Genomic DNA, 16,085 nt, shown 5'->3' on the forward strand with positions numbered 1-16,085 from the left:
CATGTTTGTGCGGTTATTTTACACCCTACGTAAATACGGTGTTCCAGTTACAACTCGTGAGCTTATTGACTTAAACCGCGCTGTAAGTGAAGGTTTAGTTTTTGCCAATCAAGAAGAGTTCTATCAACTTGCTAAAACTATTTTAGTTAAAGATGAACGCTTTTTTGACAAGTTTGACCGTGCCATAAAAGACTACTTTGACGGTATCGAAACCTTTGATCTGGATGAGTTACTTAAGCAAGTTCATAAACTACCAAAAGACTGGTTCGATTTAGAGCTTCTAGAAAAACATTTAACTCCTGAACAAAGAGCAGAACTCCAAAAAGCTGGTTCCTTAGAAGAACTGATGAAAATGCTGGAAGAGCGGTTACGCGAACAGCATAAGAAACATCAAGGCGGCAACCGCATGGTGGGTACAGGTGGTACTTCACCTTTTGGGGCTTTTGGTGATCATCCTGAGGGAGTGCGGATTGGTGGGCCGGGTCGTAAACGTTCGGCGGTAAAAGTATGGGAACAGCGTAAATATCAAAATCTAGATGACGACCAAGTTCTTGGTACTCGTCAGATGCAAATTGCTTTGCGCCGTTTGCGTAAATTTGCGCGTCAAGGTGCAGCTGAAGAGTTGGATGTTGACGGTACAATCCGTGAAACAGCCAAGCAAGGTATTCTTGATGTTCAAATGGTACCAGAGCGTCGAAATCGAATAAAAGTACTTATGTTGTTCGATGTAGGCGGTTCTATGGATGCTCATATTGCCCAATGCGAGAAACTCTTTAGTGCCGCTAAAACTGAGTTTAAGACACTTGAGTACTTTTATTTCCATAACTGTCTCTATGACTATGTTTGGAAAGATAATCATCGCCGCACAGCTACCCGTATGAACACATGGGATCTCTTTCACACTTATGGACGCGACTATCGTGTAATTGTAGTGGGGGATGCCAGTATGGCACCGTATGAGCTGAAATCGGTGGGTGGCTCGGTTGAATATATGAATGATGAGACAGGTGAGATTTGGTTACGCCGCTTACGTCAACATTTCGATAAAACAGCTTGGTTAAATCCTGAAACTGAAGGGTATTGGCATTACACTCAAACCATTGGCTGGATTAAAGAAATTTTTGAAAATCATATGTATCCAATGACGCTAAAGGGCATTGAAGATATGACTCGCTACCTTTCTCGATAAGCTTAATAACTTTAATAATTTAAAAAGAGAGATGACATGCAACATCAAATTAACGGTATTGCTTTGCCGAATGAACAAGGATTTTTTGGTGAATATGGCGGACAGTTCATTCCTCCACATTTAAAAGAGGCAATGGATGAGATTAATGTTGCTTATGAAGAGATTCGCCATACCCCTGAATTTAAAAATGAATTGGCAGATCTATTTACGAATTATGTAGGCCGTCCAAGTCCTTTATTTCATGCGAAGCGTCTTTCTGAACAGTTAGGCGGTGCACAAATTTATTTAAAGCGTGAAGACTTAAATCATACGGGTGCACATAAAATCAATCACTGTTTAGGTGAAGCTTTACTTGCCAAGTATATGGGCAAAAAGAAAGTAATTGCTGAAACGGGTGCTGGTCAGCATGGGGTTGCTTTGGCAACAGCTTGCGCTTTAGTTGGGATTCCATGTGAAATTCACATGGGGCAAGTAGATATTGAAAAAGAACATCCAAATGTAGTCAAAATGAAAATTTTGGGTGCTCATTTGGTGGCAGTAACACGTGGTACAGCAACATTAAAAGATGCTGTAGATAGTGCATTTGAAGAATATTTAAAAGACCCAAAAAACTTTATCTATGCGATTGGTTCTGTTGTGGGGCCACATCCATTCCCTAAAATGGTTCGTGATTTTCAATCGATTATTGGTACTGAAATTAAAGAACAAACGCACCAGCGATTTGGAAAAAATCCGGATTATGTTGTGGCATGCGTTGGCGGCGGTTCAAATGCAATAGGCGCATTTACCGCATTCTTAAATGATCCCGATGTAAAGCTAGTAGGAGTTGAACCAGCTGGACATGGTTTAGACACCAATATGCATTCAGCAACATTAACTTTAGGTAAGCCAAGTCAAATTCATGGTATGGCCTGTTATGTCCTTGAAAATGAGGATGGTGAGCCTTTACCAGTACATTCTATTGCTTCAGGACTTGACTACCCAGGTGTTGGCCCACAACACAGTTTTTTAAAAGATTTAGGTCGTGTTGAATATAGCACTGCAACTGACCAAGAGTGCTTAGATGCTTTTATGACACTATCTCGTGTTGAAGGTATTGTTCCTGCGCTTGAAAGTTCACATGCTGTCGCATGGGCAATCCGTGAAGCTCCCCAATTAGCGGAAGAAACCATGATTGTAGTGAATCTATCTGGGCGTGGAGATAAAGATTCTGATTATGTCGCTGAAAAGCTTAAGCTTTAAAACTCATTAAACTTTAGAAGCGGTCCATCATTTAAGGGCCGCTTTTTATTTTGAATATCTAAATTAAAGTTTAATTAAAGTTCATCATTTTATAATTAAAACAAAGTATTCTGATTTTAACGTGTGATTGTTCGAGATAGGCATGTAAAACTCCGGTTCACAAGGCAAAGCGTTGCTTTGCTGTACCTCACTCAGTAGAATAGTCACTTTGCAAAATTTGCCTTTGGAGACGCCTAAGTGGAGCGACCGACGATTAGCCCTGAAAATTTACAGGAAGCGGCTGAAAATTTATCAACAATTCGAGATTTTATTCGTTTTGGGGTATCAGCATTACGTCAACATGATGCACATTTAGGACAAGGTACTGAAGATTATTTTGCAGAAAGCTCTGCATTAGTTTTACAAACCTTATCTCTTGAATGGTCAGCAGACGCAGAAATTCTAGATGCGAAGTTATTACCAAGCGAGAAAGCAGAGTTTTTAAGCTTATTGGAACGCCGTATCAATGACCGTATTCCAACATCTTATTTATTAAACCTTGCTTATTTCTTTAATAAACCATTCTATGTAGATGAGCGTGTATTGATTCCACGTTCACCAATTGCAGAATTAATTGAGCAACGTTTTGCACCATATTGTTTAGATGAAAATGGTCAAATGCGCGAAGCTCTCAATAATTTGCCAGAAAATGCAAAGCCTAAAACTCCGCACCGTATTTTAGATATGTGTACAGGTTCTGGATGTATTGCAGTCGCTTTGGCTTATGCTTATCCAGACGCTGAAATAGATGCAACTGATATCTCTAAAGAAGCTTTAGAAGTTGCTTCAATTAATACTGAGCACCACAATAAGCAATATCAAGTTGCATTGCTTGAGTCGGATCTATTCGCCAAGATTCCAGCTGAAAATCAGTATGATTTGATTGTAAGTAATCCACCGTACGTTGATGCTGAAGATATGGCCGACTTACCAGAAGAATTTTTACATGAACCTGAACTTGCATTGGCAGCGGGCCAAGATGGTTTAGACTTAGTTCGTAAAATGCTTGCACAAGCGGCAGATTACTTAACTGAAGATGGCCTCATTGTCATTGAAGTAGGTAATTCTGAATGGTCAATGCGTCAGAACTTTAATACGATTGATTTTAACTGGCTCACTTTCCAAAAAGGTGGTTCAGGTATTTTTGCTTTGACTGCTGAACAGTGTCGCCGTTATAGAAAACTATTTGAAGAGCAAATATAAGGAGTTGGGCATATGGCAGGGAATAGTATTGGACAACTCTTTCGTGTAACTACTTGTGGTGAGTCTCATGGCGTTGGCTTAATGGCAATTGTTGATGGTGTGCCACCGGGCCTTGCGTTAACCGAAGAAGATCTACAAAAAGATCTAGACCGTCGTAAGCCGGGTACATCAAAATTTGCGACTCAACGCAAAGAGCCTGATCAAGTTGAAATTATTTCAGGTGTATTTGAGGGTAAAACCACTGGTACACCAATTGGTTTATTGATTCGTAATACTGACCAAAAATCGAAAGATTATGGCAATATTGCCCAAACTTTTAGACCTGGCCATGCCGACTATACATATACGCAAAAATACGGTTTCCGTGACTATCGTGGCGGTGGCCGTTCAAGTGCTCGTGAAACTGCTATGCGTGTTGCAGCAGGTGCAATTGCTAAAAAATATTTAGCAGAAAAATTTGGCGTTTTGATTCGTGGTCATGTGACACAAATTGGTAATGAAGTTGCCGAAAAACTGGATTGGAATGAAGTTGCAAATAATCCATTTTTCTGTGGTGATGTCGATGCTGTTTCGCGTTTTGAAGCTTTGGTGACTTCTTTGCGTGAACAAGGAACAAGCTGCGGCGCAAAGCTAGAAATTTTAGCTGAAAAAGTTCCTGTGGGTTGGGGCGAACCTGTTTTTGACCGTTTAGATGCTGACATTGCTCACGCGATGATGAGTATTAATGCGGTTAAAGGTGTTGAAATTGGTGATGGCTTTGCAGTTGCTGGACAGTTTGGTCATGAAACACGTGATGAAATGACCAGTAATGGCTTTTTAGCGAATCATGCAGGTGGTATTTTGGGCGGTATCTCAAGTGGTCAGACCATTCGAGTTGCTATTGCACTAAAACCAACAGCAAGCATTACGACACTAGGTAAAACGATTAATTTAAATCGTGAAGATACAGATGTGTTGACTAAAGGCCGTCATGATCCTTGCGTAGGTGTTCGAGCAACTCCAATCGCTGAAGCAATGTTAGCAATTGTTTTGATGGATCACTTCTTACGCCATCGCGCACAAAATGCAGATGTTATTCCACCACTTGCTCCAATCGAACCATAGTCATAATTTTTGACTAAAGTAAATAAAACCCCATATTTAAATTAAATGTGGGGTTTTAAATTTTTATTCCATTGAGTTTGATTAAATTTTAAATTATTTTCTTGTCTTATAATATTTATATAAATATAATATTCTGCGAATTATTTTTGAGTATATTCATCTGTAGAATTTGGCAATTAGATCTTGTTAATTTTTTACTAAACCCGATATCTATATTTATCACTGAAAGTTAATTTACTCAAATTGCTTTTATATAAGTTTATTACATATTTAAATTTTTATTACTTTAAACAAAGAATTTTCAAAGTCATCATTGAAATTGGGGAAATATCAATGAATCAGTGTACATATAGAATTGGCTGTATGTCAAAGGATAGGCTATTGCCTAAAAATTTAGAGGCAATGATAAAAGTTATTCATGACTTATCTTTGTCATCTCATCTTGTGGGGAATTGGATATATAGTGAAGACAATCCTGATATACATATTATTGATTTAGATAGTGGTTATACGAATATTCTTATTCCAAAAAAAATTAAGATCGTATTAAGTAATAATCCTGAGCTTTTAAAGGGCTATCAGTATGGTTTGAAGAGACCGATAAGATATCAGGAACTTCTCAATATTTTACAAGATATTGAGAAAAATGAATATTTTAAAATAAGTCATCAAGAACGTATAATAAATAATGAGAATATAGTGCCTAAAGATCATTTAGAGACAAAAATTCTTTACAAGCTTGTCTGTTATCCAAACTTTAAAAACATTCATGCAGAGCAGATTGTTAATGTCACTAGAGTTTGTGCTTTATTATCTATTGAGTCAAAAACAGCCCAAGAAATTAAGAGATTTTTGAATTTATCTATTGATGAAATACAAAAAATTATAGAAATAATAAAAAAAGAAGCGTATCCAAATTATGAAACAATACATGAGAATATTGTTTCGATTTTACCATTTTCAACTGAAGCTATCTCCACAGTACCGCAAAGAATAGAACAAAATTCACTATTTTATTTTTTAATTAAATTTTGGAAGAGGTTGAAAGGCGAGCTCTAATTAAATGGAATTTTTTCTATATTAGATTATCTGAATCTAGTAATGTTCATTATATAAAAACAGGATGTTGATGTATTGAAAGTCGCTAAATTTATTAAGTTTATATAAGTCATTTTTAACAGATGGTTTAAACTTAAATAAAAGAGGTTTTGGTACGTACTGTTTCTAAATTACATTTTAGCTTTACCACGGATGGAAAAGCTAATTGTTTATTTCGAGTCATTTTAATTGGGAAAGGAGCTATAAAAGAAGTTAAGAGAGATAATAATTAGTCAACAGTCATTTTGAATAGAAGTCTGACTTTAAGTTAAATCTACAATTTGTTCTTCGTTTACAGCAATCTTATATTGATTACGCCCATTGGTTTTTGCTTTATACAAAGCATGGTCAGCACGAGCTACAAAAGCAGAAATTGAATCGTTTAGACGTGGAATTGTGGTTGCGACTCCAACACTAATGGTGACATGTGGTGAAACATCACTACATGGGTGTTTAATTGCAATTTTATCAATAGCATTCATTAAACGTTCAACTTGGATCAAGGCTTGCTGAGCATTTGTCATTGGGAATAAGAGTAAAAATTCTTCGCCGCCATAACGGGCAACTAAATCACCACTGCGTGCAGCAATAGAAGAAATAGCAATTGCGATTTCTTTTAAGCATTCATCTCCCTTTAGATGTCCTAAAGTGTCGTTGTATGCTTTAAAATAGTCGATATCGACCATCATGATGGTCAGGGGCATTTCATGTCGTAAAGCACGGCGCCATTCATTATCAAGTGTTTCATCTAGATAGCGTCGATTGGCTAAACCGGTGAGTGCGTCTTGTTGTGAAAGTAAAGATAATTGCTGTGCTTGCTGCATCAGTTCAATGCGATTCAGCTCAATCATGCAGTTTTGTAAATAGTTTTCTCTATGTTGACGGTCAGTTGCATAGGCAAGGGTCATTCCTAAAAAACTACTGAAGGTGTAAGTCCGGTTCAAGAAGGTCCAGTCGATCACCCCATTTAAGTAATTACTTGCCAAAATTCCAACAAGCCCGCCCATCCAACCAGCAAATATGGAGGTATAAAAGCGCATACCTACCGCACCATAGATAATCACAATCGCATACATCATTGCTGCATGAAAAAGAACATTATCTTGGCCATTCTCAATGACGTTGATTAAAATAAAGGTAATTGCCACAGCTAAAGCTGAACCGACTCCTACATAATAATCAAAATACTGATTTAATTTTTTAATAAATGATAAAATCCAGGCGATAAGAATGATTATACCTACCCAAGAATAATAGCTAAACCAGGGTAAAACTTGCTCAGTTGGTAAAACTTGATATATACCAAAGCTTAAAAATATATATAATATTAAAATAATAGGCGCTCTATAGCGGAACTCATAGGCAGCACCATTTTGGTATTGAAAACGATAAATCGTTTCAAGCTGCTTTGGAAACCATACGAAATTTAATCCTCGTGTGGTTAATAAATCTATTTGTTCCTGTCCCAATATATTGGAACCCTGCAACTTCATAATTAATGCTCACTATATTGGAAGTTGTCATAAAATGAGACTTATTTTAGTAAAGTTCCATCTAAAAATATTGATTATATAATGTGTGATTTATTCAAAATAATAATACAGTTTTTTTAAAAAAGTAATGATTTTTATCTAAGTTAAATGTGATAAAAATCACGACATTTCAATGATTAGCGTAACAATTATCTAAAGATTCACAATCCATCGAAAAAAGTTACAAATGGTCGATTAACGATTGTATCTTTATCATTTTCGGATAGACTTATACCGTGAAATACAGATGATTGCTGTCATATAAATAGGAAAATTAGCAATGACTGCTCTAAATCAATATGGAATGCATTTAGAAATTACACCGCATAATGGATGGTCACAGCAGTTCTGGGATGACCTGCTACCAGCGAAAGAACGGGTGAGTAAACATCCGTTTTTTTCGGAAATGGCCAATGGGGGATTGAGCCTAGATAGTTTCCGTTATGCTTTACTTAATTTCTATCCATTAGTAGCGCACTTCCCGTCATATATGGCAGGGGCGTTAGGCAAAGCAACGGGGTTTTCTGAACCTGGCGTTACAGAAGCACGAGATTGGTTAATCCAGAATATTAAGGTAGAAGAGCGACACTTAAAATGGTATCGCGACTGGGCTGGAGGTTTTGGCTTAACTGTTGATGAGCTTGATTATGTACGACCGCCAGCTGCGATGAATGCGGTGAACCATTTCTTATGGAATATGAGTCATCGTGGTAATTTAGCAGAGTGCCTTGCTGCAACAAATCTGGCAATTGAGTGGGCAACTGGGGATTGGTCGATTCAGGTCTATAAGGGTATTCATACCTATACTGATCATCCTGAAGTAACGATTGATAAACGTTCTTTAGCTTGGTTGCGTGCGCATGCTCACTATGATGATCTTCATCCTTATGAAGCCATGGAGCTGATTAAGCGTTTATGTAATGATCGTCCCGACTGGCAGCAAAAAGCATTTCATGCTGCTGAAGAAGGGCTGCGTTATTATGAATTAGCCTTAGATGATTGTTATAGGGTACAGCTTCAAGCCTCTGCTTGATCTTATCTTGAAAAAGGGAGGATATCGTATGGATATTCTCCCTTTTATTTTATTCGAGTAGCTTTAACAGTTTGGTTCGATAAGGCGTATCTTCAGGCAATAATTCAAGCAAACGCTCAACAGCGTCTACACGGTCAGGAACACGGCTTACGACTCGTAATAATTGATCAACATCTTCAATCTGATAAATCACATGACTTAAGCGAGCATCAAAACAGTCTCTCCATGCACACAAAAATGGACTTTCCGATTTAGCTAAAAAACTCCCTCTATAAAGCGTTAGTGTTGTCGAGGTGAAACCCAAATTTAATGCTTGCTCCGCCATTAAAAAATCACATTGAATTTCACAGTTCAGTCGGTAAGGACGAGACTCGATCACATCGGGAATTAAGTTTCTGAGTTGAGATAGTTCTGCTTTTAAAGTGGTCGTACTTACAGGCCGATCGCCATATAAAGAATAGTGAAGCTCTTCAAGATTAATTCCTTCAGGGCACAGTGTCAGAATACACAGAATCTCAATTTGACGTTGAGTTAAAGTAAGGCTGCGTTGGTTATATTGAACTTTTGGAGTTCCAAAGGCCTTAATGTATAAAATATTTTTTTGGTGAAGCTGAATTGCTTGTTTAACAATGTCCGCACATCTCTCAACGGCTAAAAGACCTAACGAGTTATGCTTTTGATATTTAGTCGATAAATTCATAATCCCATAAAACTGGCCTGTGTTTGCATCGGTAATCGGCGCTGCATAGCAGACCCAATCTCTTACACTATTCATTTGGTTTTCGTGTGAGTAAACGCAGTTAGCTGAATGAGTATTTAATGCTAAACCAATTGCATTTTGCCCCACTGCTTGAGTAGACCACTGACCACCTTCAACAAAATGAACTTGCTCTGCCGAAGAACGCATTGGATGACTGCTCCATGTCCAAAGTAGAGTGCCATGTGGGTCGGTTACACCAATTGCCATATCGGCATCTTCGGCAATGTGCATTAAGTTTCGGTGACACTCATGAATAGAACGTCCGAATAATGAATGTTCCCATTCTTCGGTTAGGTCAAATATAGGTGCTGCTTCAAGGTCAACAGATGGCTTTTTTCCTAATTGTTGAGAATGAGATGACTTTTCTGACCGAAATAAAGACGGCGTAGTATCTATAAAAGGCGATGATAATTGTTCTGACATATCCATATCGAAATTCCTTTATCATTGAAATGGCGTATCCGTAGCCGTTCAACCGTTATAACTTTTTTATTGTGACTATTTCCTCGTTATCTCCTTACCTTAAATACTTTTATAAGTCTTGACCATTAGTCTATTGGATAAGTTTTGTTAATTACATGATCTTTAAGATAAGACATCTTGTCGGCTGAAAGGCTTTGGTACTTCTTCTCCAAAATATTGTCGATCAGCAAAGTAGCTAGAGCGGACCATCGGCGCACTCCAAATATTTTTAAAACCTAATCGTTTACCATGTCGCGTGTATCTTTCAAATTCTTGTAAATTTACAAACCGATGAATAGGTGCATGTGACTTTGAAGGCTGTAAGTATTGTCCAATAGTAATAAGATCTACCTGATAATCTTTTAAGTCGTTCAGTAGAGCAAGCACTTCTGCTTCAATTTCTCCCAATCCAACCATTAAACCAGACTTGGTTTTGATATCGGGACAATATGCTTTAAAGCGTTTTAGTAGTTCCAATGAATGTTGATAGTCTGAGCCTGGACGCATTGCCTTATATAAACGAGGAACAGTTTCGATATTGTGATTAAAAACATCGGGAGGAGATAAGCTCAAAGTCGAAAGAGCTATCTCCAAACGACCGCGAAAATCGGGTACCAAAATTTCAATCAAAGTTTCTGGGCAGCGTTTTCTGATCTCTTCAATGCACTTTACAAAATGAGCAGCACCACCATCATGTAGATCATCACGGTCTACAGAGGTAATCACTACATATTTTAAGTTTAAGTTTGCTACTGTTTCTGCCAAATGTTTAGGTTCATCTTCATCTAGGGGTTTTGGGCGACCATGAGCGACATCACAGAATGGACAACGTCTGGTGCAGATATCACCCATAATCATAAACGTTGCTGTACCTCCACCAAAGCATTCCGGTAAATTTGGGCATGCCGCTTCTTCGCAAACGCTATGTAATTTTTGCTGGCGTAAAAGGTTTTTTATACGTTTAATTTCTTCAAAATCTGTAATTTTTGCTCTAATCCACTCAGGTTTAGTTGGCAACTCTTCTGTTGGTAAAACCTTAATTGGAATACGGGCGACTTTATCAGATCCCCGTAATTTAATACCAGTTTCCACTTGTCTTTTAAAATCCATATTAATAATTCCATTTTATTTAAAACTTACTTAAACTCCTGCCTATTTAATTTAAAGACTAATTTAAATTTCCTTAATAAGTCACAATTAATTATAAACACAGGGTGTGGCGAGTATTATAAAACAACAAAGGTTGGTTAAAGGTTTGTTTTGCAAGCTAATGAAAATTATAAAATTTTTTTAAATTTATTTTGAGTTGTTAAGTTTTTGAATTTAATAATTTAATTGGAAATATTTTAAATAAAAACTTTTTAGTCTAATAGATCAATTATTGAATTTAAGTTTAAGTATTTATAGCGAATTAGTATTTTCGCTTGAAACTTGGTTGATTTTTAAAATCAAGATAATAAAGGAAAAGGATATGCAATTAACGGAAGAGCAATTACTCGCAGCATATAAAAGCATGCGTGATATTCGTGAATTTGAAGATCGACTTCACGAAGAAAATACCAATGGTGATATTCCCGGCTTTATTCACTTATATAGTGGTGAAGAGGCTGTAGCAGTCGGTATTTGTGAGAATTTAACAGATAAAGACTACATCACTTCAACCCATCGTGGCCATGGACACTGTATTGCAAAAGGCTGTGACATTCACGGCATGATGCTGGAAATTTTCGGTAAAGATGATGGGCTGTGCCGAGGAAAAGGCGGCTCTATGCATATTGCCGATTTAGACAAAGGCATGCTTGGCGCCAACGGGATTGTGGGTGGTGGACCTCCTTTGGCAATTGGTGCTGCACTAACAGCTAAAACATTAAAGACAGGCGGTGTTGGGCTTTCTTTTACAGGTGATGGTGGTTCAAATCAGGGCCTTACTTTCGAAGCGATGAACATGGCTGTCGTACTTAAACTTCCTGTGATTTTTGTCTTTGAGAATAATGGGTTTGGTGAGGGTACAGGTCATGACTACGCGGTAGGTAGTAAAGACATTGCTGGGCGTGCGGCAGGTTTTGGTTTGCCAGCAGTTAAGGTCGATGGTACCGATTTCTTTGCTGTATATGAAGCGGCCCAAACTGCCATTGAACGTGCACGCCGTGGTGAAGGGCCAAGTGTTATTGAAACGATTACTAACCGTTTTTATGGACATTTTGAAGGTGACCCAGGGCTCATTCGCTCAAAAGAAGAAGTCGACTTTGTTAAAGAAAATAAAGACCCTTTGAAAATTTTCCGAGAAAAAGTTAAAGGCAAAATTGATGAAGCTAAATTAGACGAGATTGATGCAGTGTCTAAGGCAAACGTTGATGATGCAGTTGCTAAAGCTCGTGCTGCGGCATATCCAAAACCAGAACAACTCCTTACCGACGTCTATGTCTCTTACTAAAGGAATAGTAAAGATGCCAAATAAAAGTTTTCGTAATGCAATTAAAGAAGCCATTGAATCAGAAATGCGTCGTGACCCAACTGTGTTTGTGGTGGGGGAAGATGTGCGCGGTGGACATGGTGGTAAAAATACCGAAGATAACCAGCTTGAAGGTTTCGGTGGTGTGCTGGGTGTAACTAAAGGTTTGTGGACAGAGTTTGGTTCGGAACGTGTTATTGATACACCAATTACCGAATCTGCAATTATTGGTATGGCAGCTGGCGCTGCTGCAACTGGTTTACGTCCTGTTGCCGATCTAATGTTTATGGATTTTTATGGCGTGTGTCATGACATGCTCTATAACCAAGCCGCCAAATTCCGTTATATGTTTGGTGGAAAAGCAAAAGCGCCAATGGTTGTACGCGGTATGATTGGTGCGGGTTTTTCTGCAGCAGCTCAACATTCTCAGTCACCGTATAACGTATTTGCTGCGGTTCCGGGCTTAAAAGTTGTGGTTCCATCAAGTCCATATGATGTGAAAGGACTTTTAATTCAAGCAATTCGAGATGATGACCCTGTCGTGTTCTGTGAGCACAAAATGCTCTATGACATTAAAGGTGACGTTCCTGATGAAGCCTATACCATTCCTTTTGGGGTAGCGAATTACACCCGAGAAGGTACGGACGTGACCATTATTGCTTTAGGTTTGATGGTACACCGCGCTAATGAAGTAGCAGATAAGCTAGCAAAAGATGGTATTTCGGTTGAAGTAGTAGACCCTCGAACAATTTCGCCTCTTGATGAAGAAGGAATTTTAGAGTCCGTGGCATCGACAGGGCGTGTTGTGATTGTGGATGAATCAGCGGCACGCTGTGGTTTCGGTCATGATGTTGCTGCATTGGTTGCACAGAAAGGTTTCCATTATTTGAAAGCACCTGTTGAACTCGTAACGCCACCACATACACCTGTTCCATTCTCTCCAGTTTTAGAAAAAGAATGGATTCCAAGTGTAGAGCGTATTGAGCAAGCTGTGCGAAAAACATTGGAGGCTTAGGATGAGCGAAATTAAAACGCTGGAGATCCCGAAATGGGGATTATCCATGGAAGAAGGCACGATTGCCCAATGGTTGATTAAAGAAGGCGATAGCTTTAATAAGGGCGATGAAATTTGTGAAATTGAAACCACAAAAATCGTCAATGTATTAGAAGCTCCTTTTGCGGGAACACTGCGTAAAATCTTAGCAAAAGACGGTGATACTTTACCTGTAGGTGGTCTTATTGCTGTGTGTGCTGAAAGCCAAGTTTCTGATGCAGAAATTGAGAAGTTTATTGCATCATTAAGTGGTTCAGCAGCTAAAGCACCTGAAACATCTTCAGAACAAAGTAAATCGGAAACATCTGCACCTGCTGTTGAAAAAGCGGAACAACCAAAGACTGTCGCAGCAAGTACTTCAGCTCCAGTAAAAGCAGCTAAAGGTGACTACGCCGTACCTGAGTCATTACAAGGCTATCAAACATCTGATGAGCTTTTTGCAACTCCGCATGCCTTGAAACTTGCTGAAAAGCATAATGTTAATTTGGCAAGAGTGACGGGTTCTGGTCGTGAAGGACGTATTAGTGTTCAAGACATTCAAAAAGCTGTGCAAGCTGCTGGAGGCCAGTGGCCTGATGTTAAGCAGCAATATCAAGCTAAAGTAGTTAAATCTACTGCCGATGATAGCCGTGTTTTGGCAACACCTGTTGCACGCCGTTTGGCAAAACAATGGGGTATTAATCTCAATGATTGCCGTGTTTCAGGTACCAGAGGCCGCGTTTGCAAAGAAGATGTTGAAGCGGTTTACAACCATGACAACCCAACGGTGGGAAGTGAACAGTCTACACAGTGTGCTGTTGCTCAACCACAATCGACAATCATCACAGTCGCGATGAATGGTATGCGTAAAGCGATTGCCTCACGCTTGCAAGCGGCAAAACGTAATGCGCCACATTTCCGTCTTGTAGTCGATCTAAACGTAGAAGCACTTCAAAATTTACGTAAGCAGATTAATGAGACTGTTCCACATGTGAAACTTTCTATTAATGACATGCTAATTAAGGCAGCGGCAGCGGCGCTGATTAAAGTACCTGAAGTGAATGTTCAATTTGATGAGGCGACTCAATCAATTTTACAGTTTTCTCAAGCGGATATTTCGGTGGCTGTAGCGATTCCAAACGGTTTAATTACACCCATTGTAAAAGCAGCAAATCAGAAGTCTTTAGCACAGATTTCCGATGACATGCGTGATTTGGCAACGCGTGCCAAGACTGGCAAGTTACAACCTGATGAGTTTCAGGGCGGCAGCTTTAGCATTTCAAATTTAGGAATGTTAGGCATTAAACAGTTCGATGCCATTATTAATCCACCGCAAGGTGCAATTATGGCATTAGGTGCTTCTGAATCTCGTGCTGTTGTTGAAAATGGCAATGTAGTGGTTCGTGAGATTGTCACAGCAACATTGTCATGTGATCACCGAGTCATTGACGGTGCTGTAGGTGCAAAGTTCTTGGCCAGCTTTAAGCAGTTTGTTGAAAACCCAGCTTTAATTTTGGTGTAGGAGAACCCGCATGTCAGAAACTCAATTCGATTTGATTGTGATTGGTGCGGGACCGGGTGGATATGTGGCTGCAATTCGTGCAGCCCAGCTCGGGCTAAAAACCGCAATTGTAGAAGAGCAGCATTTGGGCGGAATATGTCTGAATTGGGGGTGTATTCCAACCAAAGCTCTATTGGCTGGCGCAGAGTTGGCAACTCAATTTAAAAATGCAGCACAGTTTGGTTTTCAGGTATCTCAACTCGATTTTGATATTCAAAAGCTTGTGCAACATAGCCGCCAAGTTTCGGCACAGTTGGTACAAGGCATTGATTACTTGCTTAAAAAGAATCTGGTGACTGTGTTTAATGGTCGCGCTCAACTTACAGCGAAAGAAAAAATTGAAGTGACCGATGCTCAAGGTAAAAGTCAGGCTTTAAGTGCATCACATATTATTTTGGCAACCGGTGCTAAAGCCCGACATATTCCTCAACTTCCTGTCGATGGAACTTATGTCTGGAGTTATAAAGAGGCGCTTATTCCAGAAGAACTGCCAAAAAGCTTACTCGTCGTTGGCTCGGGTGCAATTGGTAGTGAGTTTGCCAGCCTCTATCAAGACTTAGGGTGTCAGGTCACACTTATTGATTTAGCTAAGCAGATTCTACCGACCGAAGATGCAGAAGTTGCTCAATACGTCAGAAAACAATTTGAACAAAAAGGAATGAAGGTTCTAACGGATGCTGTTGTTCAAAGTATTCAAATTGAAAATGGGCAAGTTCACTGTGTAATTGAAACGGCAAATGATGTTCAAACAGTCGTTTTTGACCGTGTGCTTTCGGCAATTGGTGTACAGCCTAATACTGCGGGACTAGGACTGGAACGTTTAGGTGTAGAACTGAACCCGCAAGGTTTTGTGGCAATTGACGATTATTGTAAAACTAACGTAGTAGGGCTTTATGCCATTGGTGATGTTGCTGGAGCACCGTGCCTTGCCCATAAAGCAAGCCATGAAGCCATGATATGTGTTGAAAAAATTGCTGGTGTGGCAAACGTGCATTCACTCGACCGTAGCCAAATTCCGGGTTGTATTTTTACTCATCCACAAGTGGCTAGCATTGGTCTGACTGAAAGCGCAGCAAAAGCTCAGAACTTACCCGTACGAATCGGCAAGTTTTCTTTAACTGCGAATGGCAAAGCTTTAGCAATTGGAGATGCGTCAGGTTTCGTTAAAACTGTCATACATGCAGAAACGGGTGAATTACTTGGTGCACACATGGTGGGCCATGAAGTGACCGAGCAAATTCAAGGTTTCGCAATTGCTAAATATCTAGAAGCGACTGATGAAAGTCTAGCTCAGGTGATTTTCCCACATCCAACTTTATCAGAAGCCATGCATGAATCCATTTTGGCTTCAATGCAACGAGCGATTCATATGTAGAA

Annotated in this window: 13 protein-coding genes; 10 read left to right on the top strand and 3 right to left on the bottom strand. The window is 39.2% G+C overall.

Translation table 11 applies throughout. From position 1 onward, the window contains the following. Position 1: 1 nt before the first annotated feature. From ACPF64_RS12940 to ACPF64_RS12960, 5 genes are all read left to right on the top strand, one after another. Positions 2-1,189, top strand: coding sequence for a vWA domain-containing protein (locus ACPF64_RS12940; protein ID WP_426453703.1), 1,188 nt, complete (start codon positions 2-4; stop codon positions 1,187-1,189). 36 nt (positions 1,190-1,225) lie between these two features. After that, the gene (gene trpB, locus ACPF64_RS12945; protein ID WP_151744274.1) at positions 1,226-2,431 is read left to right on the top strand and encodes a tryptophan synthase subunit beta; all 1,206 of its coding nucleotides are present in this window, start codon (positions 1,226-1,228) and stop codon (positions 2,429-2,431) included. A 237-nt stretch (positions 2,432-2,668) separates the two neighbouring features. After that, on the top strand, positions 2,669-3,673 hold the full coding sequence (prmB, locus tag ACPF64_RS12950; RefSeq protein ID WP_003651622.1) for a 50S ribosomal protein L3 N(5)-glutamine methyltransferase: 1,005 nt from the start codon (positions 2,669-2,671) through the stop codon (positions 3,671-3,673). A gap of 12 nt (positions 3,674-3,685) precedes the next feature. Continuing rightward, a complete protein-coding gene (gene aroC, locus ACPF64_RS12955; protein ID WP_426453706.1) occupies positions 3,686-4,777 on the top strand; it encodes a chorismate synthase in 1,092 nt (363 codons plus the stop codon). A gap of 333 nt (positions 4,778-5,110) precedes the next feature. Continuing rightward, positions 5,111-5,836: a hypothetical protein gene (locus ACPF64_RS12960; RefSeq protein ID WP_026056108.1), complete on the top strand. Its 726-nt coding sequence runs from the start codon at positions 5,111-5,113 to the stop codon at positions 5,834-5,836. A gap of 302 nt (positions 5,837-6,138) precedes the next feature. On the opposite strand, the gene ACPF64_RS12965 is transcribed toward ACPF64_RS12960, so the two are convergent. Next, on the bottom strand, positions 6,139-7,368 hold the full coding sequence (locus ACPF64_RS12965; protein WP_426453709.1) for a GGDEF domain-containing protein: 1,230 nt from the start codon (positions 7,366-7,368) through the stop codon (positions 6,139-6,141). A gap of 319 nt (positions 7,369-7,687) precedes the next feature. Here ACPF64_RS12965 and ACPF64_RS12970 point away from each other — a divergent pair, with 319 nt between their 5' ends. Continuing rightward, on the top strand, positions 7,688-8,440 hold the full coding sequence (locus ACPF64_RS12970; protein ID WP_426453711.1) for a TenA family transcriptional regulator: 753 nt from the start codon (positions 7,688-7,690) through the stop codon (positions 8,438-8,440). 49 nt (positions 8,441-8,489) lie between these two features. On the opposite strand, the gene ACPF64_RS12975 is transcribed toward ACPF64_RS12970, so the two are convergent. Together ACPF64_RS12975 and lipA are read right to left on the bottom strand one after the other, a co-directional pair. Next, positions 8,490-9,629 (bottom strand): transcriptional regulator, encoded by a 1,140-nt coding sequence (locus ACPF64_RS12975; protein ID WP_419295617.1) that lies wholly within the window; start codon positions 9,627-9,629, stop codon positions 8,490-8,492. A gap of 156 nt (positions 9,630-9,785) precedes the next feature. Further along, positions 9,786-10,772, bottom strand: coding sequence for a lipoyl synthase (gene lipA, locus ACPF64_RS12980; RefSeq protein ID WP_426453714.1), 987 nt, complete (start codon positions 10,770-10,772; stop codon positions 9,786-9,788). A gap of 361 nt (positions 10,773-11,133) precedes the next feature. Here lipA and ACPF64_RS12985 point away from each other — a divergent pair, with 361 nt between their 5' ends. The 4 genes from ACPF64_RS12985 to lpdA are packed head-to-tail and all read left to right on the top strand — an operon-like array spanning position 11,134 to position 16,083. Continuing rightward, entirely contained in the window at positions 11,134-12,096 is a 963-nt protein-coding gene (locus ACPF64_RS12985; protein ID WP_004642729.1) for a thiamine pyrophosphate-dependent dehydrogenase E1 component subunit alpha, read from the top strand. 13 nt (positions 12,097-12,109) lie between these two features. Further along, entirely contained in the window at positions 12,110-13,129 is a 1,020-nt protein-coding gene (locus ACPF64_RS12990) for an alpha-ketoacid dehydrogenase subunit beta (protein ID WP_005047350.1), read from the top strand. A 1-nt stretch (position 13,130) separates the two neighbouring features. Then, positions 13,131-14,669, top strand: a complete 1,539-nt coding sequence (locus ACPF64_RS12995) for a 2-oxo acid dehydrogenase subunit E2 (RefSeq protein WP_426453717.1) — start codon at positions 13,131-13,133, stop codon at positions 14,667-14,669. A 10-nt stretch (positions 14,670-14,679) separates the two neighbouring features. Further along, positions 14,680-16,083, top strand: coding sequence for a dihydrolipoyl dehydrogenase (gene lpdA, locus ACPF64_RS13000; RefSeq protein ID WP_426453719.1), 1,404 nt, complete (start codon positions 14,680-14,682; stop codon positions 16,081-16,083). The last annotated feature ends 2 nt before the right edge of the window (positions 16,084-16,085 follow it).

This window comes from Acinetobacter sp. KB005, from assembly GCF_049949095.1.
GTDB classification, from domain to species: Bacteria; Pseudomonadota; Gammaproteobacteria; order Pseudomonadales; family Moraxellaceae; genus Acinetobacter; species Acinetobacter calcoaceticus.